The 25,125-nt window shown below is 63.8% G+C and carries 29 protein-coding genes; 7 read left to right on the top strand and 22 right to left on the bottom strand.

What is annotated here, in order from left to right; genetic code table 11:
- Positions 1-166: 166 nt before the first annotated feature.
- The 4 genes from KTC28_RS21765 to KTC28_RS21780 are packed head-to-tail and all read right to left on the bottom strand — an operon-like array spanning position 167 to position 3,214.
- The gene (locus KTC28_RS21765; RefSeq protein WP_216711212.1) at positions 167-850 is read right to left on the bottom strand and encodes a hypothetical protein; all 684 of its coding nucleotides are present in this window, start codon (positions 848-850) and stop codon (positions 167-169) included.
- Positions 847-1,647 carry a hypothetical protein gene (locus KTC28_RS21770; RefSeq protein ID WP_216711213.1) on the bottom strand — a complete coding sequence of 267 codons (801 nt, stop codon included), beginning with the start codon at positions 1,645-1,647 and terminating at the stop codon, positions 847-849. Before KTC28_RS21770 ends, KTC28_RS21765 begins: the two co-directional genes overlap by 4 nt.
- Positions 1,644-2,270: a hypothetical protein gene (locus tag KTC28_RS21775; protein WP_216711214.1), complete on the bottom strand. Its 627-nt coding sequence runs from the start codon at positions 2,268-2,270 to the stop codon at positions 1,644-1,646. The genes KTC28_RS21770 and KTC28_RS21775 overlap by 4 nt, the downstream gene beginning before the upstream one ends.
- Positions 2,271-2,281: 11 nt before the next feature.
- Complete coding sequence (locus tag KTC28_RS21780; RefSeq protein WP_216711215.1) at positions 2,282-3,214, bottom strand: ComEC/Rec2 family competence protein; 933 nt, start codon at positions 3,212-3,214, stop codon at positions 2,282-2,284.
- 526 nt (positions 3,215-3,740) lie between these two features.
- Here KTC28_RS21780 and KTC28_RS21785 point away from each other — a divergent pair.
- Positions 3,741-4,400, top strand: coding sequence for a nitroreductase (locus KTC28_RS21785; protein WP_216711216.1), 660 nt, complete (start codon positions 3,741-3,743; stop codon positions 4,398-4,400).
- A 62-nt stretch (positions 4,401-4,462) separates the two neighbouring features.
- Here KTC28_RS21785 and KTC28_RS21790 read toward each other — a convergent pair whose 3' ends face one another.
- The 8 genes from KTC28_RS21790 to KTC28_RS21825 all read right to left on the bottom strand — a co-directional run bounded on the left by KTC28_RS21790 (position 4,463) and on the right by KTC28_RS21825 (position 12,732).
- Complete coding sequence (locus tag KTC28_RS21790) at positions 4,463-5,674, bottom strand: type II toxin-antitoxin system HipA family toxin (RefSeq protein ID WP_216711217.1); 1,212 nt, start codon at positions 5,672-5,674, stop codon at positions 4,463-4,465.
- A complete protein-coding gene (locus tag KTC28_RS21795) occupies positions 5,671-5,961 on the bottom strand; it encodes a helix-turn-helix domain-containing protein (RefSeq protein ID WP_216711218.1) in 291 nt (96 codons plus the stop codon). Before KTC28_RS21795 ends, KTC28_RS21790 begins: the two co-directional genes overlap by 4 nt.
- A gap of 16 nt (positions 5,962-5,977) precedes the next feature.
- Complete coding sequence (locus KTC28_RS21800; RefSeq protein ID WP_216711219.1) at positions 5,978-7,237, bottom strand: site-specific integrase; 1,260 nt, start codon at positions 7,235-7,237, stop codon at positions 5,978-5,980.
- Complete coding sequence (locus tag KTC28_RS21805) at positions 7,234-8,613, bottom strand: site-specific integrase (protein ID WP_216711220.1); 1,380 nt, start codon at positions 8,611-8,613, stop codon at positions 7,234-7,236. The genes KTC28_RS21800 and KTC28_RS21805 overlap by 4 nt, the downstream gene beginning before the upstream one ends.
- Positions 8,614-9,638: 1,025 nt before the next feature.
- Positions 9,639-10,184 (bottom strand): hypothetical protein, encoded by a 546-nt coding sequence (locus KTC28_RS21810; protein WP_216711221.1) that lies wholly within the window; start codon positions 10,182-10,184, stop codon positions 9,639-9,641.
- 316 nt (positions 10,185-10,500) lie between these two features.
- Positions 10,501-10,890, bottom strand: coding sequence for a type II toxin-antitoxin system VapC family toxin (locus KTC28_RS21815; RefSeq protein ID WP_216711222.1), 390 nt, complete (start codon positions 10,888-10,890; stop codon positions 10,501-10,503).
- Complete coding sequence (locus tag KTC28_RS21820) at positions 10,890-11,147, bottom strand: type II toxin-antitoxin system VapB family antitoxin (protein WP_216711223.1); 258 nt, start codon at positions 11,145-11,147, stop codon at positions 10,890-10,892. Before KTC28_RS21820 ends, KTC28_RS21815 begins: the two co-directional genes overlap by 1 nt.
- A 655-nt stretch (positions 11,148-11,802) precedes the next feature.
- Positions 11,803-12,732 carry a LysR family transcriptional regulator gene (locus KTC28_RS21825; protein ID WP_216711224.1) on the bottom strand — a complete coding sequence of 310 codons (930 nt, stop codon included), beginning with the start codon at positions 12,730-12,732 and terminating at the stop codon, positions 11,803-11,805.
- Between the two features lie 117 nt (positions 12,733-12,849).
- Between KTC28_RS21825 and KTC28_RS21830 the strand changes: the two genes are divergently transcribed.
- Positions 12,850-13,548 (top strand): pirin family protein, encoded by a 699-nt coding sequence (locus tag KTC28_RS21830; RefSeq protein WP_216711225.1) that lies wholly within the window; start codon positions 12,850-12,852, stop codon positions 13,546-13,548.
- 198 nt (positions 13,549-13,746) lie between these two features.
- Complete coding sequence (locus tag KTC28_RS21835; RefSeq protein WP_216711226.1) at positions 13,747-14,163, top strand: DoxX family protein; 417 nt, start codon at positions 13,747-13,749, stop codon at positions 14,161-14,163.
- Between the two features lie 102 nt (positions 14,164-14,265).
- Here KTC28_RS21835 and KTC28_RS21840 read toward each other — a convergent pair whose 3' ends face one another.
- From KTC28_RS21840 to KTC28_RS21885, 10 genes are all read right to left on the bottom strand, one after another.
- Positions 14,266-14,706, bottom strand: a complete 441-nt coding sequence (locus KTC28_RS21840; RefSeq protein WP_216711227.1) for a nuclear transport factor 2 family protein — start codon at positions 14,704-14,706, stop codon at positions 14,266-14,268.
- Positions 14,707-14,798: 92 nt separating this feature from the next.
- Positions 14,799-15,392: a c-type cytochrome gene (locus KTC28_RS21845; protein WP_216711228.1), complete on the bottom strand. Its 594-nt coding sequence runs from the start codon at positions 15,390-15,392 to the stop codon at positions 14,799-14,801.
- Entirely contained in the window at positions 15,379-16,644 is a 1,266-nt protein-coding gene (gene soxC, locus KTC28_RS21850; RefSeq protein WP_216711229.1) for a sulfite dehydrogenase, read from the bottom strand. Before soxC ends, KTC28_RS21845 begins: the two co-directional genes overlap by 14 nt.
- A gap of 43 nt (positions 16,645-16,687) precedes the next feature.
- Positions 16,688-17,101, bottom strand: coding sequence for a c-type cytochrome (locus tag KTC28_RS21855; RefSeq protein ID WP_223132335.1), 414 nt, complete (start codon positions 17,099-17,101; stop codon positions 16,688-16,690).
- Entirely contained in the window at positions 17,098-17,493 is a 396-nt protein-coding gene (locus KTC28_RS21860; protein ID WP_223132336.1) for a DUF6130 family protein, read from the bottom strand. The genes KTC28_RS21855 and KTC28_RS21860 overlap by 4 nt, the downstream gene beginning before the upstream one ends.
- Positions 17,494-17,531: 38 nt before the next feature.
- Complete coding sequence (locus KTC28_RS21865; RefSeq protein WP_216711231.1) at positions 17,532-18,500, bottom strand: alpha/beta fold hydrolase; 969 nt, start codon at positions 18,498-18,500, stop codon at positions 17,532-17,534.
- A gap of 32 nt (positions 18,501-18,532) precedes the next feature.
- Complete coding sequence (locus KTC28_RS21870; RefSeq protein ID WP_255602552.1) at positions 18,533-19,507, bottom strand: MBL fold metallo-hydrolase; 975 nt, start codon at positions 19,505-19,507, stop codon at positions 18,533-18,535.
- 100 nt (positions 19,508-19,607) lie between these two features.
- Positions 19,608-20,432, bottom strand: coding sequence for an alpha/beta fold hydrolase (locus KTC28_RS21875; protein ID WP_216711246.1), 825 nt, complete (start codon positions 20,430-20,432; stop codon positions 19,608-19,610).
- Between the two features lie 261 nt (positions 20,433-20,693).
- Positions 20,694-21,728: a FecR family protein gene (locus tag KTC28_RS21880; RefSeq protein WP_216711232.1), complete on the bottom strand. Its 1,035-nt coding sequence runs from the start codon at positions 21,726-21,728 to the stop codon at positions 20,694-20,696.
- The gene (locus KTC28_RS21885) at positions 21,725-22,213 is read right to left on the bottom strand and encodes an RNA polymerase sigma factor (RefSeq protein WP_216711233.1); all 489 of its coding nucleotides are present in this window, start codon (positions 22,211-22,213) and stop codon (positions 21,725-21,727) included. The genes KTC28_RS21880 and KTC28_RS21885 overlap by 4 nt, the downstream gene beginning before the upstream one ends.
- Positions 22,214-22,543: 330 nt before the next feature.
- Here KTC28_RS21885 and KTC28_RS21890 point away from each other — a divergent pair, with 330 nt between their 5' ends.
- From KTC28_RS21890 to KTC28_RS21905, 4 genes are read left to right on the top strand one after another with little or no spacing between them, the layout of a single operon-like run.
- On the top strand, positions 22,544-22,816 hold the full coding sequence (locus KTC28_RS21890; protein ID WP_216711234.1) for a hypothetical protein: 273 nt from the start codon (positions 22,544-22,546) through the stop codon (positions 22,814-22,816).
- The gene (locus KTC28_RS21895) at positions 22,817-23,566 is read left to right on the top strand and encodes an SDR family oxidoreductase (protein ID WP_216711235.1); all 750 of its coding nucleotides are present in this window, start codon (positions 22,817-22,819) and stop codon (positions 23,564-23,566) included.
- 32 nt (positions 23,567-23,598) lie between these two features.
- Complete coding sequence (locus KTC28_RS21900) at positions 23,599-24,078, top strand: nuclear transport factor 2 family protein (protein ID WP_216711236.1); 480 nt, start codon at positions 23,599-23,601, stop codon at positions 24,076-24,078.
- 2 nt (positions 24,079-24,080) lie between these two features.
- Positions 24,081-25,112, top strand: coding sequence for an SLAC1 anion channel family protein (locus KTC28_RS21905; RefSeq protein ID WP_216711237.1), 1,032 nt, complete (start codon positions 24,081-24,083; stop codon positions 25,110-25,112).
- Positions 25,113-25,125 lie beyond the last annotated feature (13 nt).

A 25,125-nucleotide genomic window follows, 5' to 3' on the forward strand; every position in this document is an offset into this window, starting at 1 on the left:
AGGCCTGCAGGAACCCCACGAACTTGCCGGTCGATCCGATTATCCCCTTGAGGATCCTGGCGACTTTTGGAACGAGCGCCTCGCGTTCGTGCTTCACCAGCAGCGAGACAAGCGACGGGAACGTTGCCGCCAACCGCTCTGCAGGTGTGGCGACCTCTCCGTCCCACTAGTTCGCCGCTGTCTCGACCGCCGATACGAGCAGCAGCCATGCGGTCTCGGGTGCGGAGTCCGCGATCCAGAGGGCGTTCTGGTAGAGCCGCGCTGCCTTGATCAGGGCAGTCGCCGCTGTTGGCGAGAGCAGCGGAAAGGTGGCGAGGCCGGCGAGGTTGCGGAGGTCGCGCTGACCGGCGAGGCGCGGAATCTGCGGTGCCTGGTTGGTGGTGGGCAGCAGCGGGACATAGGACGCGTCGTGTGCGCGCGGCCTGCCGAGCGGATCGCCGTTTTCGCCGAACTCGCGGTCGACTGGTCCGGCAACGAGCCGGGCCTCGAGCAGTAGCGACGCGAGGGCGGTGACCTCATCGAACAGGTTTCCACCATGATAGTGATCATCGCTGGTGACGAGCGGGACGCCCGCCTCGGGCGGGAGCGCGAGCCCGACGCGCAGCACCACGCCGGGCTTGAGATCATACATCGACCCGCGCCGCGTCGAGGCAACCGCGTTGAGGAAGCTGTAGGGACCGAATCCGTAGGCCTCGGCAACGAACCAGGCGTCGGAATAGAGACGCATCTCGACGATCTGAGACGGGAGTGTCCCGGTGCGGACGGCCTGCCAGTTGCGCCAGCTGCGCGGCTCGGGAATGGCCTCGGTGCGGGGACGCGACTCTCGATCGTCTGCGGATCTGTCGCTCATGCGCGCGATCTCCGATCGTGATCGCTATCTCCGATCACGGCATCGAGCGCCCGGAGAAGGCGCTCGCCGATCTCGACCACGGTGGCGAGGTCGCAGATCAATTGCCCGTGGAAGCGCATTGGATGAGCCTCCTCGCCAAAGGAATGCATGATGTAGGGCTCGAACACGCCGACGTGTTCCTGGTCAACGCCGAGTTCACCGAAGCGTCGCCAGTCCCGATCGGTAGCAGCGGCGGATCGCGCCGCCTCGAGCGCCGCGAACTCCTCCTGTGCCGCTGGGCCGAGCTGGCGCGGCGGGATGTAGAGCGGGATGCGGTGCGCCAACGCATGCCGATACCCTTCGAGATAGGCAAACCATTCGTCATGACCGGCGAGATAGGTTTGAAGATCGTGGGGCAGCGAGTTCCGTAAGACATCACTCTTCGGCGTCAGTCCGATGCGCATTGGCGCGAGTGGCCGGCCTTGGTGGTCGCGAACGTCGCATTCGATACACCAAATATGGGCGAGGTTGTCGATCGCTCCGTAGATGTTGACCACGAACGTCTGGATGAAGGCGGTGGCGTCCATCAGGGCCAACCGGCCTGGCTGACGGTCATCAGGCGGGACGCTGGCAAATACGCGGTCGAGGCAGTGCTGGAGCATGTTCAGGCGTCGACTGAAGCCATGCTCGGCGAATTCCTTGGCGCGCTCGGTGGCAAAGGCGCGGGTGAGGATCGCCGTCGTCAGATCATCGCTACGATCGGCCCACTCCCGGTAGGCGGCGTCTAGCTGCGAGAGCTGGTCGGAGCTGTAGGTCATGGATCGAGGTCGATGAATTCGAGGAACAGCGCGCGCGCATAGTGGATTCCGGCACGACGCATCCGCCACACCGCAGCGACGATCATCAACGCGAGCGCCGCCAGAAGGCCGGGCTGGTCGCGATGGGCATAGATGCACCACAGCAGGGCGATTGTCAGCGCGGCGACAAGCCCCCTGCAGAGGCCATAGGTGCGATTGGCGATGTCGATCCGCATCGATCGGCCGGCGGTGCGCACCCGCGCGTAGGCGCGCGTGGTGATCGCCCGCCACACGTCGCGGTTCAGCCCGGTAATGTTCGCGGGTTCGCCTTCCATCGCCGTAACGCCTGCCTGAAGCGCGCCGCGTTGCGCAGGAGAGACCAGCGACTGGCTTTCCTCAAGCACGAGGTTTGTCGGAAGCCCGCATCTTGGCCAGATCGCGAGCTCGATAAGATTGCCGAGGGCCTGTACAAGATGGCCGAACACGAAGGCGATGAGGACGAAGAGGCCGAGGTCGCCGACAGTGAGGCCGTCGCTCCCGAGCATCGAGCGGAACGGCGACGCCTCCGCCGCAAGCAGCAGGGTGAGTACGGTGCCCGGAATGATGATCCCGGTGATTTCGTACGGGTCGAAGCCCTTCGCCACCTCCACGACGGCTAGCGGCTCGCGAAAACGGACGCGCCTAAGGCGACGAGCGTGCTGGACGCCGGTGCGCCGAAGATCTGTCCGAGCGCTGCCGGCTGCGGCGGGAAGACGCGCTTCGAGGGAGTGACGAGATAATGTCCGTTGTGGTCAACGTCGATCGTGATCGTGCCGTCGCAACGCGTCGTCATGACTTTGCGCAAAGGCTGTCCAAGCAGTCCCGCCGGCTTGGAGTGATCGGGGATGCCGGTGGTGCGCGTCGCATACCAGCCGTTGGTCTCTTGCGTGCCATGCTGCTTGCGCCCGTCGGAGAAGATCGTGAGCTGCGGACGGCACAGGGAGAACATCTCCTCGCAGCAGCCGTTCTCGCGCCCGTGGTGCGAGGCGACATAGACGTTGACGGTCGTGAGCCAGGCGCGGAACGTTGGGATTGACAAGAGCCTGCGCCAGCCCGCCCGCTCGAGGTCGCCCCCGAACAGGATGGTAAAGCGGCCGAAGCGCACGAACACAGCGAGGCTGAGGTTGTTGGTGTCGTCGAAATCGGCGCCGTATCGGTTCCAGAAAGCCTGCCATTGGACACCGCCAAGACCATGCGACCAGTCGCCAACGAGGCCGTTGCCGAACAGTTGGAGGATGTCGGCCGCGGCGGAAACGCCGTCGCGCATCCCACATTCCGCCTTCATCGCGCGCAGCGCGCGCGCGTCAACAGTCGGGTTGCTTACGACCGCACCGAGCGCACAGGCGCGCCATAGATACGACAGATCCTCGCAATGATCCTCGTCGAGGTTCATGAGCATGAGGGTGTCGATGCGCTGGCCACTATAGGTCACGGAAGGAAACCACGGCTGGTCGAGATTGAGGCCGCAATCGAGCATAAGGCGATGCCCACCCGATCCGGTAATAACGGTGCAGCCGCCATGGCCGACGTCGTGAACCTCGATGCGCATCTTTGTGCCCCTGACGACCGTCCGGTGGTCTCGTTCCTGTGGACCGACTCGCTCGTGTCCATGCGCGCCAGCTCTCAGTAATATGGTTGATGTTCCCCGCCTGTTCAATCGGCGGTCGCGTTCGAACCTTAGGGCGGTCGCTCGAGAGCGGGGCCAATCTCATAAATGAGCGGCAGAGGAGCCCGCCTTGCTGCTCGAATGCGGACGGGCCGTAATTCACCAATAAGGTCAGCTGAGCCCCCTGAACGAACAGCGGCTTTCGGGCTCGGGCTCGGAAAGGTTGAACGGCGCATAATGGGGCGCGAAGCCGTCGCGCAAGCTAAAGTGAACAAACGACCGCTTTCAGGCAGATCGCTGGCAGTTTCGAATGGCGTGATATGGGCGCAGAGCCGTCGGGCCGGCTCTCCCGCTGGGTTCAAACCGGGCCGCCGGTGCATCGGACGCGCGCCGCGCCGATATCATCGGCATTGCACGGGGTGCTTGCTCTTCGGTAAGCGGGTGTGATCCCACTCGGCTTTGAATTGATATGCAGTTCGACGACGTCATCCTCGGCCGGCGCAGCATCCGCGGCTACAAGCCAGATCCCGTCCCGCGTGCCGTCATCGAGGAGGTGCTGACGCTGGCAATGCGCGCACCGTCGTCGATGAATACCCAACCGTATCACTTCCACGTCATAGCCGGCGAGGCGCTCGACCGTATCCGCGCCGGCAACACCGAGCGCAACCTCGCGGGCGTTCCGCACAGCCGCGAATTCCGTACCGGCGAGGCCTTCGTCGGCCGTCACCGCGACCGGCAGCTGTTCACCGCCATGGGCATCGCCCGGGACGACGCGGCGGCGCGGCAGGGCTGGGTGCTGCGCGGCTTCCGTCAGTTCGACGCGCCGGTCTGCGTCATCATCACCTACGACCGCGCGCTCGCAGCGAGTGACGACACCGCCTTCGACTGCGGCGCCGTCGCCACGGCGCTGGTCAACGCGGCATGGTCGCGGGGCCTCGGGGCGGTGATCAATAGCCAGGGGATCATGCAGTCGCCGGTCGTCCGCGAGCACGCCGCCATTCCCGACGATCAGGTCATCATGAAAAGCATCGCGCTCGGCTGGCCGGACGACAGCTTTCCGGCCAACGCCGTCGTCTCCGAGCGCAGGCCGGTCGCCGAGGTGGCGGTGTTCGTCGGGTTCAACGAGTAGATTGCTCCCGTCGGATCGGCGCTATCTGTGCCGGTCAAAAGCGAGCGCTCGGCATCCTCGCATCATAGACCAATCGCTTCCTCGATCTGCTTGCTGCGAACCGAGGTCATTCCAGCGGTCAGCGCGAAGTCTGGCCATCGCTCGACCGCCGCCGCGACTTCGTCGACGATTGTTTCCAGCTTCCTTGCTGCTAGGCCGACTGATCGGCCTTCGGCGATCATGTTGGCCCGTGTCGGCTTCCGGCCTTCGCCGTCGACGGCAAGATAATGCTCGCCGCCGGGCCCAGACGAGAACGTCAGGTCGAACGCCGGTGCCAACCGCCACTCGCCACTGGCGTTCATCAAGAACGCATGATTGCGGGCATGGTCGTCGCGGTTATGCGCGATGACGTTGAACGCCATTCGGCGGAACGCCGCTTCGACCTCGCGGACGTCGCGCGTCAAATACTGGGTGGCGCGGAGGTATTCACGGTAGCTCACCGATGCGCCGTCTGGATCGGCCTCGAGCAGGCCAGCCAGCGAATGCAAGTGAAGGGGCCCGTCAGCATTCCGGTCGAACCGTTGGTTGGCGAAGTGTCCCGGCCCGGTGCGCGACGGCAGCAGCCGCCAAGGCGCGACCTTGATCCCGGCGGCGCTGGCCATCGCATTGTACGCCGCTTCGAGCGCACCGATGTCTTCAGGATCGCCGGGGGCGCGGAACTTGACGAGCCAAGGCTCCAGCCCAGGGGCATGCGCTGTAGCGAGGCTGGCATCTTCCTCCCCCAGCCAGACCTGTGCCTTGGGTCGAGCGCCGCCGGCGCTGCCCCCGAGGCGCTGCAGCGCGCCGAGCATGTCAGACGGCTCGCCGGCGATCACGGCCAGAGCCTCAGCCTGAAGGCAGTCGAGGTCGGGCATCGGCAGCTCGTTGTCGGCCATGTCGTCGGCCGGCATAAAGCGGAGCGCGCCGAACCCGCGTTCTCCGACCAGCGCTAGGCGATCGAGCGGTGTCAGTGCGCCGGGATCGCGCCCGACGCTGCGCAACCGGCGATCGAGCAACAAGCGGCCGTAGCTCTCGGGCAGACTGTCGGCGAACACGCCGAACATTCCAGCGAACGGCTCGCGCGGCGCGGTCTGCACCCCGGGCTTCAGCGGCAGGCGAAGCGGTGACAGCGGCAGGTCCGCGGAGAGGAACTCGGGCGCATACTCGAACAACGCTCGCCGGTCGCGCCAAGCGAGGCGACCGACGTTCAGTCGGCGCGCGCCGATGTCGAGACGAACGTCGAGCAGCGCGGTCACGAACGCCGACCCCGGCGACGGAAATTGTTGGAGGTGATTAGATCGTCGAGGTTCGCCACCGGCGGCGGCGCGAACAGCGTCGCTATGTCGGCGTCGCGCCCAAGCGCCTGCGCCAGCCGGATAAGGCTCTCAAGCGCGATCTGTCCCGTTGTCTCAAACCGTCGCAGCGAGGCGAGCGTAACGCCGGAGCGCGCAGCAAGCCCGGCCTGGGTCAGATCGGCATCGAGCCGAACCGACCGAAGCCGGGCCGCTACCCCGTCAGCAAGCTCTTGGACCGTCTCAAGCATGCTGACATCTTAGCAGTTATTGGGCGGAATGGCACCCCGCCGCTGTTATGTTGGCAGTTGCCTTAGTTGGGCGGGCTGGGCCGTTAGTGAGGCTTTCCCACAGCAAGCTGCTGACCAGTTCCGCCGCGTCGAGCGCCGGTTGATCGGCGAGGTGCATATAGCGCTGCACATTGTCGGTGCCGCTATGGCCGAGCATCTTGCCGATCATCGCGGCATTTTCCTTTTCGATCGCGGCGTGACTGGCGAATGTATGCCGGAGATCGTGCAGCCGGAGCGGCGTGATCCGGGCATGCGGCAGCACGACCTTGTACCAGAACGGCAGCAGGTCGGTGATCGGCGCTCGTCGTCGGCTTGGGCTGGGGAACAGGCACGGATGGCCCGGCTGACGAGGGATGAGCGCGAGCGCATCTCTTGCTGCCTGACCGAGCTCGACGACACGCGGTCCGGTCTTGCTGTCGCGCAACGTCATCAGCCGCCCGGTAATGTCGTTCCAGCGCAGTTTGAGGATCTCCTGCTTGCGACAGCCGGTGTAGATCAGCATCCGGACCGCCCCGACCTGGATCGGATACTCCGCCTGAAGCTGGTCGAGCGAGCGTCCGAGCCGGGCCAACTCCTCGTCGGTCAAGTAGCGCCGGTAGACTTTCCCGGCGTTACGCTTGATCGCGAGACACGGGTTGGAATGAAGCGGAACCGTGCCCCATTCCTCCGCCGTGGCGAACATGCTGCGCAGAATGTCGAGGGCACGGTTCGCGGCTCCGGGTCGCTTTCGGCTCAACCCCGAGAACCACTCGAACACGCTCGCCTCGTCGATCTGATCGAGGAAGCGTCGGCCAAACGTCGGACCGAGATGGGTGCTCCAGTAGCTGTCGTATGCCTTGATCGTCCCCGGCTTCCAGCGGAGCACGCCGACGCGCCGATAGAGGTCGGCGAACGCCGTACAGATCGGCGCGGCCAGCGCGTCGCGCTTGCGCGCGAGCGGATCACGCCGGACCTTCGCCTCAAGGACGAGGAGCTGAGCCGCGCCGCGTGCCTGATGCTCGGTCACGACCGCGCGGTTGCCGAGACTGATCCTCCGCACCACGCCCTTGATCCGGGTGAAGACGATCCATGTCTGCCGCCCGCTCGGCAGGCAGCGCAGCCCGAACCCGGGCAGCGTCATGTCCCACTCGACACGATCGTGCCCGATCAGCGGGACCAGCTCGCGATCGGCAAACTGCGGGCCACCAGCACGCTTGCGCGGCGCATTGCCGGGCGTTGGGGTTGCGAGGCCGCTCACTGGGCGTCCCCCTTCGCGACAAAACCGGTGGCGCGGGCAAGGTGGGCCGATACACGGCCAACCGCCTCCCGGACGCTAGTGTCGCTCAGGTGTGTGTAGCGGTCGGTGGTCTCGAACAGCGAGTGGCCAAGCATCTTGGCGATGGTCGGCTGCGACACGCGCATCATGGCAGCATGACTGGCAAAGGTATGCCGGAGATCGTGGAGGCGAACGTCGGCCAGCCCGGCGGAGATACGGATACGATCCCAGACATAATAAGCGATCACCGCGTGCGCTTCGGCTTGATCACGAGGGAAGACGAAGTCGTCGTCACCTCGCGGCAGCGTCGCCAGAAGCTCCCTTGCTGGTCGACCGAGGTAGACCGTGCGCGGCCCGGTCTTGGCTTCGGCCAGATGGGCAAAACTGTCGTCGAGATACGACCACCGCAGTGACTCGATCTCCCGCTTGCGCGCGCCGGTCAGCAACAGCAGCCGAATGATCGCGCACTGCTGCGGATATTGATTTTCCGCTTGCCAGAGCGCCGCCCCCAGGGCGCCGACCTCGGCAAGGCTGAGATACCGTTCCATGCGCTGTGTGCGGAAGCGGGTAAATCGCGTGCACGGGTTGGAGCGTCGCGGTCGCAGCCCCATCGTCTCCGCCGTCGCCATCATCACCGAAAGCACCGGCAGCGTGCGGTTTGCCGTGCCGGGCCGGTCGCCCATGGCGGCATGCCATTTGCGCACCATCGCCCGGGTGATCTCGGCAAGGTCGATCTTGCCGAACTCGGGCAGGATGACCCGGTCGATTGCTTTCCGATTGGACGCCTGCGTTGTTGGTGCCCAGCGATGGGCGTGGGCCTCCCAGAATCGCTCGGCGAAGACCGCGAAAGGCATCGTCGGTGCCGGCTGCGGCAGGTTGAACGGATCGACTACGCCGAGCCCGACCTTGACCGCGCTCAGGATCTGCCGCGCCTTCCGTCGCGCCGTCCGCGGATCGAGGTCCGCGACTGAGCCGATGACACGCCGCCGGGTCTGGCCACGCTCGCGATACTGGACGAAATAGACTTGGCGTCCGGTAGCCGAGGCTCGTATGCCGAAGCCCTTCAGGATCGGGTCCCAGTGGAACGTATCCGCTGGTTTTTCCGACGGCACGGCGGGTTGAATCGGAGCGACTGCATGATCGCGTCCGACGGTTAGCTTGCCGAGCCTCAGCGGTGGGCGATCAGGTCCAAAATCAGTGCTGCGATCGGAAGCGGATTGGTCGCCTGCCTTAACGCGAATCGGCCTCTGCAGCCGGTTGCGTAGGTCGTCCACCATCTTACGCTTATGCGATTGATTTCCTTGCTTGTTTCCGTCTTTGCTGTTGTATCTTGACATGCTAGTTCTCCCATAAGACATTGATCTTATGGCTCTTTGCAGCCGCAGGTTGCGTAGGGTGTGGAGTCAATAGAGAACAGAATCCGCCTGTTTTCGGCCCAAGGAGCCGTCACTGGATGGCGAAGAAGCACATCCAGATGAGTGACTTAGCCTAGCGTAGCGGCGGACCCTCCCTGATCTTCTGAACGAAGCTCGGTCGGTCGATCCTGTTGCGTTCCTTATCTGTGCCGAAACGGGTACCAAATAGCCAGCACAATGGCACATATTGCGTCGTCGCTATCACAGCCGTTCAGCGCTAACTGACGTCGGCTGATGAGCTTAACTCGCAGCGATGCCTACATGCATTCGCGCGCATTTTGCCGGGGCCGATGTGGTACTCAAGCCGCGTTCAAAGCCCCTTCCCGGATCTGCTCTGACGGCCAAAAGTCTGCTTGGTGACTGCAGCCGCTCCGTCCGATTCGATCATGCGAACGGCAGCAATCTGCGACCGCACTCCGGTCTCCTGGGCCGCTCTCAGCGTGCGGGTTATCTGCCTAGCCCAAGCCGAAGGGCAGCCTCTGCGAGCCCTTGCGAGACACGCAATCCGGGCGTCCTGTAGCCGCTTTGACTCGTGCGATCCGCATTGGCTCGGCCGGGCATCTTCGGGCCTGAGGACGGCGACGCGCGGCATCTGCAGCGGCCAGAAATCGGTCAGCGAACCTTGGAATATTGAACCCAGTTGGGCTGCGTCGTGCAGATCGCTCGGCGATCGAAATGCACTCGTCACAAGCCGCTACGAAGCTGGTTCTGGACGGGCGTCGAACAGGCCGGATTTCGGCCGTCGATGCGCGTTCGGAGGCGCTCCGACACCTAACAAATGGGTCGGCTCAGCCGACCACTTGCGGTGTCGGAAACGCGTGCCGGGAGAGAGCGAAGCACTCCTAAAAAGGCGGGACTCGGAACCACCCCAGATGCCTCCACCAGCACTTATCGATACCGCAAAAGCCGCCGCTAAAGGCGTAGGCTCGCACGCTGCGCTGCGAGCCTTTACCGTCGAAATGCTAGGCTTATTCGAAGGCGAGTACCTGGGCCTTTGCTGCGGCCTGCTCGGCTGTCGAAGGCGGCAAGGTGGCGCGGATTTCGGCAGCCGCTTCGCCCTCCCAGCGCAGGATCATGGCGATTGTAATCGGGAGCTTTGGACGGCTGCGCCGCCAGCCGTCGGCGGCGTTCCGGACCATCGGCCAGGTGCCAGGTCGGGAGTAGAGTCGCAGGGCTGCGATCTCCTCCGGCAGGGCTGCACGGGTATGCATCCGGTACATGATCCGGTCGATGATCGGTCCCGACAGGAGGATCATCAGCGAGGCCTTGATCATCACAGCCGCGACCACAAGCGAGGAAGCGACGCCGGCCCATATTGCGGCGAGTGAGGCGACGGTCACCATCCCCGCGAAGGCGGTCATCCAGCGTAGTGGGGAAGCCCACGGAGACCTCCGTTCGACGGCAACGTCTAAGGCGATCCGCAGCCGCGTGGGCCAGTTCACATTGGGCCGCTGAGACGAGGATTTCGTCACTGAGTTAGCACCTGTTCCAAGCGCGGTTACGGGCTCGATCATGGCTTCAATCTTGCCGATATGCACCTCGCGAAACAAGGCCGCGGGCGGCGAAGTGCGCGACGCGATACGACGATGTTTACTGGTCCAACCGCGCCAGCATCGCCGAGACGGCGCATGGCCCCGTAACGCCGATATGGATGTGGTCGGTCTGCAATACGCCGCCAACAACGGACCGGTTCGATGCGCTGGCGGCAAGCGCCTAATCGTCGTCGCCTTGTTGCCGAACGCTTCGAGGAACGCGAACGAGGGCACTGCCCGCGTCGCAGCAACGTTGGGCGAGCGCCGACACGGCTTCCTCGATCTCGACGGCATTCATTCAGGCGGCCCGCTCGATGTCGGTATGCGAGAAGTCCTGGCCTTTGAACAGCAGCGGCTCGCCCGTCGCCTTGGCAAGCGCATAGGAGAAGCAATCGCCGAAGTTGAGCCCGGCGGGATGCCGCCCTTTGCCGAAGCGCCGAAAGGCGTCGATGGCGAGGCTGGCATGGTCGGCCGAGACAGGCACGGTCTCGACTCTGAGGGTATCCAGCAGGGCCTGCAATTGTTCGAGCCCGGCCTCTCCCGCCCGCCCGAGCGCGACGATACCGACCTCGACGCGTGTCGACGCACTGATCAGGCGGCTCGCCGCCAGTTTGATCGCGTTCCGAAAGTCCTGCTCCTCCGGCTCGCGGCGGAGGATCGCCATCAGCGCCGAACTGTCGATGACCATCAGGACGGCAGACCGTGTTCGTCGTAGCCAAGGATATCGTCGTCGGTTCGGTGATCGAGCAACGGCAGCGCGTTGAACCGCTCGATGATCGCGTCGATCGCCGCGTCGTCCCACGGCCGTTCACCGCGTTTGAGCTGCTCGTCACGCAGCCGTAGCCGGAGCGCACCACGCACCGCCTCGGTCAGCGTTTCGCCGGTCAAGCTTGCCACCTGTCGCGCGAGACTATCGGTCTCTCGATCCTTCAGACTCAGCGCCATGACCGCCTCATAATCTAGAAATTATCCCTCTTTATATACTCGTGTTTGGGAGGGCGTGCCTACCGCCATTTTCGTGGCGGGCGCGGACGCAATTTCGATCGACGATGCGAGAGGTATAGAATGTCGACAGATCCGACTGTGACAATTCATTAGCGGGGCTAGCGCCTGCGGTGCGGTGCCGCTTTGCCTCTTGCAGCTTCCGCGTTTCCGGTCAGGGAGACGTCAATCGCGGTTCAGGTAGCTACAGGCTCCGCGAAAATCCCTGGTCCGTTATTTGCATCGGATACGTCGGCTCTTGAAACCACGCGCTCATTTAGTTGGCGAACCCTGCCTCCAAAGGGGCCGATTGCTGCCTGACCGCTTTCGGGTCGGTGATAGGTCGAACCGGTAATTCGTCCGCCAGCAAACGTGCGCCGATAAGCCACGCAAGCGGTAGTTAGAACACCGCTTGTAAATGCCCTAGAAAAACGACACGCGTCGGGTTGATTGGAAAAGCCCCCAGGATGGATGACATCTCGACGCCGGGACGAATTAGCAACCAAGACGTCATCTGGACGCAGTGGTTAAGTTCCCACATCTGTTCATTTGACGCTCCCCGCGAACCACCGAGCGGTCGGCTGTAGGACGTTTGATCTCGCTGAAGACTATGATGCTCTTAGACGTCGCCGAGCGCTGTAACATCTGAATCCTCGCGTGCCCTCGCGACAAATTGCTCGCGTAGCCACGATGCGGCGGGGCCGGGCGGAAAATCGCGTCTCCAAATTGCGCTGAAGCGATATTGCCCACCGTGATATTCAGGCATTACCAGCCGTACGAGCGCCCCGGAGATCAGATCGGGTTCGATCACCGGCAACGGCATGTTGCCCCAGCCGATCCCTTCGCGCAGCAACGCATGCTTGGCACCAAGATCGGCGAGGCGCCAGGTGCGTGCACTCATGACCGCGAAGTCTCGGCCCTCGGTTAGCGGTGAACGGTCGGTCAGCACGAGTTGAACATAGTCTCGGCCCGCGCCGGGCGGTATTATCGAAAGCCGTCCGAGCGGATGGTCGGGCGCAGCGACCGGCACCATCGGCACCGCGCCGGCAACCATGGCGTCTATCTCCGCCAGACCAGCATTGAGCGGACCGGAAATGCCGAGAACCGCCGTCTTATCGAGCACGAGTGCGGTGACCGCGCCAAGTGCCTCGACATGCAGCCGCAGCGTAACGGTCGGAAACGCGATTGCAAAAGCGCGAAGCACCTCGCCAAGGCGTTGCGTGGGGAGCATGACATCGACGGCGAGGTTGACCTCAGCCTCAAGCCCATCGAGCAGGCCTTTAACCTTGGCACGCAGCCCATCGATCCCCTGCGCGACGGTTCGCGCCTCGGCGAGCACCGCACGACCAGCATCGGTCAGCTGCGGCTTGCGGGTTCCGTCGCGGTCGAACAGCAGGACGCCGAGCTGGGCCTCGAGATTGCCGATCCCGTAACTGATGACCGATACGGCACGATGCAGCCGCCGTCCGGCGGCGGCGAAGCTCCCGGTGTCGACCACCGCGAGAAAGATCCGGAGCTGTTCGAACGTTGGTGTGCCCGGGTTCGACATTTCAACTTCCTCGAACATGTCGATGCGTTTTATCGCGCTGATCCACTAACTCGACAACGCTTATCTCAGTGTCTGCGAGGACGAGGCGGTTCCCGTCCCCCAATAGGAGATTCGACGATGATCGACTTAAGACCGTTTAATTCACTCGGCGGCGCCAATCATGGCTGGCTCAATGCCAAGCACCATTTCGCCTTCGGCAGCTATGCCGACCCCAAGCGGTCCAGCTGGGGCAACCTGCGGGTGTGGAACGACGACACCATCGCCCCGCGCAGCGGCTTCCCGCCGCACCCTCACCGCAACATGGAGATTATTACCTACGTCCGCGAAGGCGCGATCACGCATCAGGACAGTCTCGGCAATAAGGGTCGGACCGAAGCTGGCGACGTTCAGGTGATGAGCGCCGGCACCGGCATCACGCATGCCGAATATAACGACGAGGACGAGACCAGCCGCATCTTCCAGATCTGGATCGAGCCCACGCGGACGGGCGAGAAGCCGAGCTGGGGCACACGACCTTTCCCTAAAGGGGACCGCGCCGGCCACTTCGTTGTCCTCGCAAGCGGGTTCGACAACGACAATGAGGCGTTGCCGATCCGGACCGATGCACGGGTCGTGGCCGCCTCGCTCAAAGCCGGTGAGACGATCGACTATCCGCTCGGTACCGATCGCCGCGCCTATCTCGTTCCTGCAACCGGCGCGGTCGAGATCGACGGCGTCCGTGTCAATGCCCGCGACGGCGCGGCCATCAACAACCTCGCGGTCTTGAGGGTCACCGCGATCGAAGACAGCGAGGTCATCCTGGTCGACGCCGCCTGACCGTCATCGTCGCTGTTGTTCCCGCCCAGCCGGTCTCGCGACCGGCTGGGTTTCTCTTCTCGATCACTGCGGTAAAATCCGATTTGCTTATCTAAATTGTCGAACACAGCCGATCAGATTATTCCACTGTTTCAATTCATCGGCGGCGCCCATTTCCACTGCAGCGGCAGAATGCTCTGTCGAACAAGGAGACACACCATGGCTACCCGTCCATTCGTTCCGGCCCAATCTAATTCAGTCCCCGGCCCTCTGCCCCTGATCGGTCGTGTCGGTATTGCCGCCATCTTCGTTCTCAGCGGTCTGTCGAAGGTCGCCGCGCCGGCGGCGACGATCGGCTACATCCAGTCGATAGGGCTGCCGCTGCCCGAACTTGCCCTGGCTGTTTCCGTGCTGATCGAACTCGTCGGCGGCATCGCGCTCGTGCTAGGGTACCAGACGCGGATCGCAGCTGGGGTGCTCGCGGCTTTCGCTATCGTCACCGCCGTCTTGTTTCATAATGCTTTTGGCGATCAGAACCAGTTGATCCACTTCTTCAAGAACGTCGCCATCGCCGGCGGCCTGCTCAATGTAATTGCGCTGGGTGGCGGATCGTGGAGCATCGACGCACGTCGCTAAATGCTTCGAGTAAATCTGCCGGGACGGGGTGGATACCCCGTCCCCCTTTTTTGCGTATGATACGAGCGCGATCTACGACCCGCCGCGCCGCCCAGCTGGTGGTCAGCGAAGCTCGTGGTAACAATGGAATGAAACCACCTTGCCTGCCTCGAGATGAAACACGTCGCAGCAAGGAGCCGATACCTTTTTGCCGGTCGGCGGCACGAAGCCGACATTCGGGATTTCCAGCGGCCCCAAGCTGGTGCCGTTCAGCGACAGCTCCACGACAACACGGTCGCCCGCAACGTAGACGTCGTAAAGCTCCCGGTGCATATCGGGCATTGCCGTCGCGTAGATCTCTGCGGAACGGGCAAGTTCCTTCTCGCCGCGGTAAGCATAGCCAGACCCTTCGTCGATGAAGATGCCGTCCTTGCCGAACATCGCGGCGAAGCCGGCGTAATCCTTGACCTCGGCGACCCGGTAAAGCTCCCGAATGATGGCCTCGTTGTCAACGGCGGCCGCGGTCGTCTCGGCCAACGCTGATTGGCTTGCTGCATGTGTCATTGACGTACTCCTCATGTGTCTACCCTGATAGACGCAGGCCAAGAGCAAAGCCTCAGTCGGCCGGCCGGCGGCCCCCGCGTTTCCTTACGGGTTCAACGATGCGGAGCCGGAGCACGGGCATTGCCGCTCGGCGCAACCACCTTGGAATCGATCCGCAGGGGCTTGAGCCGGCTGAATTCCTCGTCGGGGACGAACCCGTCACGATTGGGCATGCGGATCGATGCCAAGGTATCGCGCCCCACCGAAGTATTTGAGCCGACGATGCCATTGAGGTTCAGCAGATACGCGACGACGGCATAGGTGTCGTCGGCCGACAAGGTTCCCGGTGCCTGATACGGCATTGCCCGTCTGATATAGTCGAACAAGGTCGTCGCATACGGCCAATAGCTGCCGATCGTCTTGACGGGTTTGTCGGTCGCGAGCGTGCCCCGTCCGCCAACCAGCCTGTCCTTGATTCCTCCGACACCGCCCGTGCCGTGGCAGGCTGCGCAGTTTTCCTCGAAAACCTGCCGACCGCGTTCCGGCGTGCCCGAACCCGGTGATAGCCCGCGCCCGTCGGGGCGAACGTCGATGTCCCAAGACGCGACTTCCGCCGCGGAAGGCGCGCGACCAAAGTCGGGATGCAGGGTCGCGGCAGCGCCGCAACCCGGAATTGCCATTGCGATCAGCGCGCTACGCCAGAACATTGCGGACCCTCCCACTCGTGTCGACAGCCCACGTCTGTTGACCATTGAAATGGAACAGCGCGTTGGTGCCGACCTTGTCGATTAACTGCTGGCGGGATGGCTGAATATTGCCGCGCTCGTCGGTCGAGCGGCTGACGATCGTCGCCGGGCTGCCGTCCCACATCCAGTCAAATCCGAAACGGGCTTGCGCCTTGGGCAGCACCGGCGCGTCGAGTGTCGCCCGCAGCCACGACCGGCCGCCATCGACGCTGACATCGACCCGGTCGATGCGGCCATGACCGCTCCACGCGAGGCCAGTGATGCGCTGATATCCAGGGTGGATCTGCATCATGCCGGACGGCGAGGTGATCACCGAGTTGGTGTCCATTCGAAGCTGGAACTGACGCGCCCGGCCGTCGGCCATCAGCTGGGTGTAGCGTGCGGTTTCCCAGCGCGTCATCCAGGGCCCATCGCCGAACTTCAGCCGGCGAAGCCACTTGATGTTGACGTTGCCCTCGCACCCGGGAACGATCAGCCGGATCGGATACCCCTGTGCGGGACGGAGCGGCTCGCCGTTCTGGCCGAAGGCGATCATTGCCTCGCGCATGATCTCATCGGTCAGCGGGATGCTCCGCGCGACACCGGCGGCGTCGCCTCCCTCGGCCAGCATCCACAAAGACTCGGATCGACGCCCAACGAGATCGGCGAGATAGGTGAGGGGAATTCCGGTCCACTCGTTGGTGCTGACCAGGCCGTGTGTGTTCTGCACAGTCAGCGTCGGGTCGGCGTGCTTCCAGTTTTCCCAGCCGTTGCCGGTGCACTCGAGAAATGTGGTGCGCGAAACCGACGGCATGGCCCTGAGGTCGGCAAGGGTCAGAACACGCGCGCGATCGACGAGGCCGTGGATCAGCAAGCGATGCTTGGCCGGATCGATGTCGGGAACGCCCGAATGACTGCGCTCGTAATGCAGGTCGGTCGGCGTAATCGTGCCGACCAGATCGCCGATCGGCGTCTTCGAATTGATCGCGTCCGTCGGATCGACGTTGCGCACGCCGGGGCCTGCCTCGGGCAGGCGGGCGAGCTTGACGAATTGCGATCGCTCGCCGTGAGCGCTGAGGCTGGACCCCGGCTCGCGGGCCGGAACCTCGGCGAGCGTGTCGCCTGCAGCCGCGCTGGCGGCGGCGGCGCCGGCGAGCGCAGCTGTGGCACCGAGGATGTTGCGCCGCGAGACGAGGCGCTCGCTACCTGGGACCGGGCCCACTTCGACAGACATGATCAGCTCCTGCAGGGTGTCGATCGGCACGGCGGCCGGTCGCTCAGTGGTTCAGGGTCAGCAGATAATCGACGATCTCGCTTCGCCGCGACGCGTCCTTGACCCCCGCAAAGGCCATCCGGGTACCCGGCACGGCGGCAGCCGGGCTGGTGATGAACCGGTCGAGGCTGGCGGCGTCCCACACGAGGTTCGACGCGCGCAGTGCCGGCGAATAGACAAAGCCGTCGAGCGAGCCGGCTTTGCGTCCGGCGATGCCGGCAAGGGACGGCCCGATGCGGGTCTTCCCCGGCTCGGTCGCGTGGCACGCGGCGCACACCGCAAAAGCAGGGGGCGGTGCGACCACAATTGCGGCGTGGATCGGCGCGATCCCCCAGAGAGCGGTGCCGAGCAGCAGCGTCGGGCGCAAGAAGACGCGGGTCAATCCGCTGGCGCGGTACGCTGCCGCACGACCGATCACTTCGGCACCGGTATGATAAATTCGACTGTCTGGCCGGTGAACGCCTTGTGGTTGGAGTCCACAAGTTCGATCAGCACCTTGTGCTTGCCTGGCGGCATACCGTTCATGATCAGCGGTTCGCCGCTCGCATCGGCCCAGTGCCACGGCAAGTCATCGACCGTGACGTGAATATGGCCGATGCGCGGGGAGACTTCGAGCGCCTTGGGTCCGAACGTCGGCGTGATACGCAAATTCTCGGCGCGGTACTGGATGACGACGCGGCCGAACGACAACGGCCCAGGCACCGGCGGATCGACGATCAGCCGCGGTGCTGGCTGGGCGTCGTCGAGCGGCACCACGCCGGGCGCACCGAGAATGTCACGGGCGGTCTGTGCAGCGAGGGGAGCGGACATGGCGATGACTCCGGCAAGCAAGAGGGAATATACGAGAGTCATTTCGTCATCTTCCGATCGAGGAAATCGTGAATCATGGAGGCCATCACGCCAAATTGGTCCTCGAGCGCGAAATGGCCGGTATTGAGCAAATGGTATTCCGCCTTGGGCAGGTCACGGCGATACGGTTCGGCGCCGGCAGTCGGGAAGACCTTGTCGTTCTTGCCCCAGACGATCAGTGTCGGCGGCTGGTATTTCCGAAAGAACGCTTGGAATTGCGGGTATAGTGCAACGTTGCTGCCGTAGTCGTGGAACAGGTCGAGCTGGATATTCTTGTTCCCCGGCCGGTCGAGCAGTGGCTGGTCGTGACGCCAGTTCGCCGGGTCGATCCGCGACAGGTCCTCCATTCCGTCCTGATATTGGAACATCGTCGTCTCGAGCGTCATTAGGGGAGCGAGCGCCTCGCGCGTCGCTGGCGTCGGGTGCGCCCAATCTTCCTTCATCGGCTTCCAGAATTCGCCAAGTCCTTCGTCATAGGCATTACCGTTCTGGACGATCAGCGCGCTAACCCGCTCGGGATGCTTGAGCGCGAGGCGTAAGCCGACCGGGGCACCGTAGTCGAACAGGTAAATTGCGTACCGCTTTGCGCCGAGCTGCCCGAGCAGCCCGTCCATCAGCGTCGCAAAATGGGCAAAAGTATACGCGAACTGGTCATGTGGCGGTGCATCGCTTTCGCCGAACCCTGGGTAATCAGGTGCGATCACATGATAACGGTCGGCGAGGTACGGGATCAAATTGCGGAACTGGTGCGACGAGCTCGGAAAGCCCTGAAGCAGCAGGACCACCGGTCCTTCGGCGGGTCCCGCCTCGACATAGGCGATCTTGACCCCGTCGATCATCGCCGAACGATAGTGGATCGCCGGAACTGGCTTTTGCGCGGTTACCGGGATACGGGGGACCGCCAGCGCCGCGGACGCGAATAGCAGGGCGGTGGCGGCTAGCGAGGCACGCAAGGCATTGGCTGACATCGATTTTCTCCTGGCTCGGGTGGGATGCGACGTCAGACGCCGCGGTAGACGAGTGCGGTGAACAGGGCGGGGTCGATGACCGAGCCGCCCCATTTGGCGTCGAAATCGGCGGTCGGACGGGCGGCGACGGTCGCGTCGAGCGACTTGCCCTGATGTTTCAGTGTCGCCACTCGGCCACGCACGGCGACGAGCATGTCGCGGAAGGCAATGAGTGCAACCCTGTCGCCGACCGGCCCGTGGCCGGGAATGACGATTGTATTCGGTCCGGCGAGACGCAAGTTTTCGTTTGCCGCGCGGATCGCGCCGTCGATGCTGCCGCCGGTGACATAATCGACGAACGGATAGACGCCGTTCCAGAAGGTGTCTCCGGTTTGGAGCACGTCTGCGTGCTCGAACCGGACGTACAGGTCGCCGTCGGTGTGGCCGGCGCGGTAGTGGCCGATGTGGACCGCCTCGCTCCCGAACGTCAGCATCCGGTCGCCCGGCACGGGCTCGTTCGGCAGCGCCGACGCGGCAACAGGGGTGAAGGTATGGCCCCATTCGACGATGGTATTCTTCTGCCTAAGTCTCGCGACCGCGGCCGGGTCGGCGATCAGGGTTGCGCCGGTGCGGCGCAACCAGGCATCGCCGTCGCTATGGTCCCAGTGCCAATGGGTCAGGATGACGGTCTTGAGCGGCAAATTTCCGAGCTCACGCAGCGCAGCCCTGATCTTCGGCTCCGAAACAGCGATGCCGGCATCGACCATCAACAAACCATCCGGCATGACCAGAACGCCGATATTGCCGCCCGATCCGTCGAGCATGGCGATACCGCCGCGCAGCCGATGGAGGGTGACCGGCCCGCGAGATGCAGCCTGATTGATCAGGTCATACGGCGTCGGCCGGCCCGCCCAAGCAGGTGCGGTGACGAGGCCGATGGCGAGGAGGACCATCGCTGCCGCCCCGGCGAAACGGCGCGGCAACGGTTCGCGCAGGCCGGCACAACGCTTCAGCAATGATTTGGTCATATCCCGCCTCGGTGATTGGATGAGGGCGCACGGGGTCAGCCGCGCGCCGGCACGTTTCTGAAACAATGGTCTTGAGACGCCGACCTAGCCGGCGGCAGCGTTACGCCTTCAGGTAAGCGAGCAGGTCGGCATTGATGATCGCCGCGTGGGTCGTTGGCATGCCGTGCGGCAAGTCCTTGTAAACCTTCAGCGTGGGCTTCTGGAGCAGCTTGGCCGAAAGCGGGCCGGCGTCAGCGAACGGGACGATCTGGTCATCCTCGCTGTGCATGACCAGCACGGGAACGGTGATCTTCTTGAGATCCTCGGTGAAGTCGGTCTCGGAGAATACGGCGATGCAGTCATATTGGGCCTTTGCCCCGCCGATCATGCCCTGCCGCCACCAATTATCGATCACCCCCGGGATGACTTTCGCGCCGGGTCGATTAAAACCGTAAAACGGCCCCTCGGGCACGTCTCGGTAGAACTGCGCGCGGTTGGACATTGCCGCTCGGTAGCCGTCGAACACCTCGATCGGGCTGCCGCCGGGGTTGTGCGCCGACTTCAGCATGACTGGCGGAATGGCGCTAATGATCGCCGCCTTGGCGACGCGACCGCTGCCGCCGTAGCGCGCGACGTAGCGAACCACCTCACCGCCGCCCGTCGAATGGCCGACATGGATGGCGTCACGCAGGTCGAGATGCTCGACGAGCGCGGCGCAGTCCGCCGCGTAGGTGTCCATGTCGTTGCCGTGGTCGGTCTGCGTCGACCGCCCGTGCCCGCGCCGGTCGTACGCAATGACGCGGTAGCCGTGTCCGAGGAAGAACAGCATCTGCGCATCCCAGTCGTCGGCGCTGAGCGGCCAGCCGTGGTGGAACACAATCGGCTGCCCGGTGCCCCAGTCCTTGTAGAAGATCGATGTACCGTCCTTCGTCGTCATCGTGCTCATCGGTGGTCCTTTCCCGAAAGATGAAGTCCTTTGCGCGCGGGCACGAGCCGGGAGGCCGGGCAGGCCGAGTGTCGTGGCGGCGACGGCAAGCGTTACGCCGCCCGCCAGCACCATGCGTCGCGACGTGCCGCGGTCAGCGCTGGTCAGAGCGGCCGGGTGGGCGTTCGCCATCGTCGTGTTTCCCTGTGGCCCAGTATTGGGTTCGTTGGGTAAGACGCGGGTGGAGCAACAATCCCCACCGACCGAGGACTAGAAGGCAAACTATTTTGGCGGCGTGGCCGCGACGATCTCGAGCCGGTGGGACCCGGCGGCAACGACGCGCACCGGGTAAAGTTCGGCAAGGGTGCGCGCGAACCGCGCTGGGTCGTCGGTATGGAAGCTCCCGCTGACGCGGTAGCCCGCTATCTTCGGATCGCTGATCACGAGCTGCACCGGGGTGTAGCGGTCGAGCTCCACCGCCGCGGCCGAAAGAGGCGTGTCGCGAAAGGTGACAACGCCGCGCTGCCAGTCGCCGACAGCGTCGACATCGGCGCGCGTTACCTCTGGCTCGGCGTCTCCGCGCGCGGTAAGCGCCTCGCCGGGCTTGAGGATCGACGGGGGGCGATTGGTCCGCCCAGCCCGGACGGCGACGCTGCCTTCGACGAGAACGACGCGCATCAGGCCGGGCTCGGCGCGGACCTCGAAGTGGGTGCCAAGTGCGGTCACAGACTGTCGCCCGACGGCGACGACGAAAGGCCGCGTTCGGTCGTGGAACACCGCAAACGCTGCCTGCCCATGCAGTAGTTCCAGGCGGCGCTCGCCGCCGGGGCGGAACGCGACGCGGATGGCCGTGTCGGTGTTCAAGGTGACCCTGCTGGTATCGGGCAGAGTAAAGCTTCGCCGCTCGCCGATCGCCGTAGCGAGCATGACCGACGGTGCGTCGGCACTCGCTAGCTGCGGCGTAACCGGTCCAGCAGGACTTCGGACGAGAAGAGTTGTCCCGCAGACGAGGGCGACGGCGATCGACGCGGCGATGGCATAGCGCTGCACGCTCCGGCGCGGCGCGCTATGCCTCAGCTCAACCGCGGGGGGCGCATCGCGCAGAGCCTGCAGTTCTGGCGCATCGCCAGTCAGCTCCCACAGCTGGCAGGCGCGAGCCCACGCTTCGCCATTGGCCGGATCGGCGTCGATCCACGCGGTAAAGACCAGATCGTCGGACTCGTCGTCGAACATGTCCTGCCTGACCAGCAGCAAAGCGGCGGCTTCGGTGGCGTCGAGCTCCTGCAGATGGGCAAGCGTGAGAACTTCACGGATCACGATGTGCATCCCGGGGATGTCAGCAGGTGGTTGACTGCACGCACCATGTGCTTTTCGACGGCACTAACTGAAATTCCGAAATGCACGGCAATGTCCTTATAGTTCTGCCCGTCGAGCCGTCGCAGGACAAATATTGTCCGCGTTCGCTCCGGCAGGGTCATCAACGCGGAGGCGACCGCGCGCAGCGTCTCGCGACTTTCCGCAACCCGGCCTGCGTCGAAATCGCTACCACTGTGTCGCTCAGTATCGAACGGCACTTGGTCATCGGCGTGGCGAACGGTGCGGCGACGGTGGCGGTCTGCGAGGACGCTGGCCGCGGTTTGGAAGATGTAACCGCCAAGGTTCTCGACGGCGCTGCCCTGACGCACCGCAATCCGGACGAAGACCTCCTGGACCAGGTCCTCCACGTCGTTGACGTCCCGCATCTTGCGGCGGAAAAATCGTATGAGGGCCGGACGGTACTCAACCATGTCCTGCAGGCTCATCTGCTCCGGCCCCCTCGCCACGTCACCGGCCATAGCGCGATACTGCGTGAATAGACGCGGCGGGTCGAGTCGTTCGACGACAGACCGACAGGCGTTAGCGAGGGGGATGGCAGTCTCCGACGTGATCTCACAGGTAGGGACGCAGCCGCCGTGCAAATCCTCACCCGTTATCGCGTCATTCTCCGACAGCTACCGTGACCGTCAGCTCGAACCGACGTCGGCGCGGATCGCCTCAACCCCGACGAGAGAATATGACGCTGGCGGCAGAAATCCACTGTGGATTCGCGCGCCCCACGCGTCCTTCATCTCGAGACACGGAATGATGTGGGGATGAAGACAATGATGATGAGCTTGACGCGCGCCACGGGGCGCTCGCTCGCGGTTTCCGATCTCGATGATCGACGTGCCCCCACTTCGGCGGCCATCGGCGACCTGTCGAACCTGCTTCAGGTCGTTGCGAGCGTCCTGCACCTCATCGATCGCCAAATCGACGACGACACTCGACTACTTATCCGCGCCGGCCTGTCGCCTATCAACGCGGCGGGCGACATGACTTGTTCGCGAGCCTTCACGGCCCCGCATCGCTTTTCACTGGAGGGTTAGATGACAAAGCTGACAGGTAAGATCGCACTGATTACCGGCGGGACATCGGGCATCGGCCTCGCAACCGCACAGCTTTTTTCGGCCGAGGGCGCGACTGTCGTCATCACCGGTCGTCGCCAGGACGTCCTCGACGCTGCCGTGGCCGCCGTGCCCGGCTCGGTCGGTCACCAGATCGATTCGACCAATGTGGGCGATCTCCGAACTTTGTTCGAGAAGATTGGCAGCGCATTCGGCCGTATCGACGTGCTCTTCGTCAACGCCGGCGGCGGCTCGTTCGCGGCGCTCGGTACGATCAGCGAGGCGAATTTCGACGATACGTTCAATCGCAACGTCAGGGGGGCACTCTTCACAGTGCAGTTGGCGCTGCCGCTACTCGGTGAAGGTGCATCGATCATCATGAACGGTTCGACGGCCGCCGCGAAAGCGACTGCCGGCTTCAGCGTCTATTCGGCGTCCAAGGCGGCGGTGCACGCTCTGACTCGCAATTGGATGATCGACCTGAAAGGACGTGGCATTCGCGTGAATACGCTGGTGCCTGGGCCAACGGCCACGCCGGGTCTCAAGGGACTGGCAGGCACAGACCCGACTGCTCAACAGGGGCTGCTCGATCAAATGGCGCTCGGCGTTCCGCTGCAACGCGTCGGTTTTCCGGACGAGGTGGCGCGAGCTGCGCTGTTTCTGGCGTCGGACGACTCGAGCTTCGTCACGGGCTCCGAACTCTACGTCGATGGCGGTGAAGGCCACGCCTGACCTGCCCTGCAATTACACCCTGGAGTCTAGCAATGCCCGATGCCACGCCAACCCGCCCGCCGCTTCCGCCATTCGACGAGGCATCCGCAGTAATTAAGGCGCGTCTTGCGGATGATGGCTGGAACAGTCGCGATCCGGCCAAAGTGGCGCAGGCGTATACGGTCGACAGCGAATGGAGGAACCGCGCCGAATTCGTAAAGGGGCGCGACGCGATCGAGGCGTTCCTCGCACGAAAATGGACGCGCGAGCTCGAATACCGGCTGATCAAGGAGTTATGGGCTTTCACCGGCAACCGGATCGCAGTGCGGTTTGCGTACGAATACCGTGACGACAGCGGCAACTGGTTTCGCGCCTATGGCAACGAGAATTGGGCATTTGCCGCCAACGGTCTGATGTTTCGTCGGATCGCCAGCATCAATGAGCATCCTATCGACGTCGGGGAGCGCAAATTTTATTGGGCGCTGGGGCGCCGTCCTGACGATCATGCCAGCCTGTCTGAGTTGGGGTTCTGATCATGGTCGGCGTGGGCGAAAACGGGGTCAAAAGCCTATCAGGATCCAGAAGTAGCGCTTCTGAAAGAGGCGCGGGCCGCCCGCTCGAGTATCTGCCGATCTCGTTGTTTGGCTCGGTCATGGGACTGTCGGGATTGAGCATAGCTTGGCGGTTGGCTGCTGAACGCCACCTCGTGCCACACTGGGTGTCGGACGTGATCGGCGTGAGTGCGGTCTTGGCGTTCACGGCATTAAGTCTTGGCTATCTGGTCAAGTTGGTGGGGGCGCCCGATGCCGTGCGCGCCGAGTTCAAGCATCCGATTGCTGGGAACCTTTTCGGCACGGCACTGATCAGCCTGTTACTGCTGCCGATCGTTATCGCCCCGCACGCACTGCGGGTCGCGCAGGTGATGTGGATCGTCGGCGCGGTAGCGATGTTCGGCTTCGCATGGTTGATGATCGACCGTTGGATGAGCAACCGGCAACAGGCCACCCATGCCACACCGGCTTGGATCGTACCCGTCGTCGGCGTCCTCGATATACCTCTAGCGGTGCCGGTCCTCGACATGCCGCCGCTGCACGGGCTGATGACAGCCTGCGTCGCAATTGGTCTGTTTTTTGCAGTGCCGATTTTTACGTTGGTGCTGTCGAGGTTGCTCTTCGAGGAGCCGCTGAGCGGAGCACTTCAGCCGACGCTGCTAATTCTTGTCGCCCCATTTGCGGTCGGCTTCTCGGCTTATTACGCGACGACGGGCAGCGTCGATATGTTCGCCGAGGCGCTTTTCGCATTGAATATATTCGTCCTGACCGTCCTGCTGGGTAGACTCCGACAGCATTTGGCGACCTGCCCTTTCAGGGTGTCGTGGTGGGCAGTCAGTTTTCCACTCGCCGCGTCGGCGGCCGCAGCGATCCGGTTCGACGCGGCACGGCCAGGCTTCTTCACGGATTTTGTCGCCGCTGCGATGCTCGCGTTCGCGACGGTGATCATCGCAGGATTGGCGTCACGTACTCTGATCGGCTTGGTGCGCGGCGAGCTCAAGACGCTCAGCAGCTGATCATCTCGGGAGC

Origin of the sequence: Polymorphobacter megasporae (assembly GCF_018982885.2) — a bacterium.
Lineage (GTDB): Bacteria > Pseudomonadota > Alphaproteobacteria > Sphingomonadales > Sphingomonadaceae > Polymorphobacter_B > Polymorphobacter_B megasporae.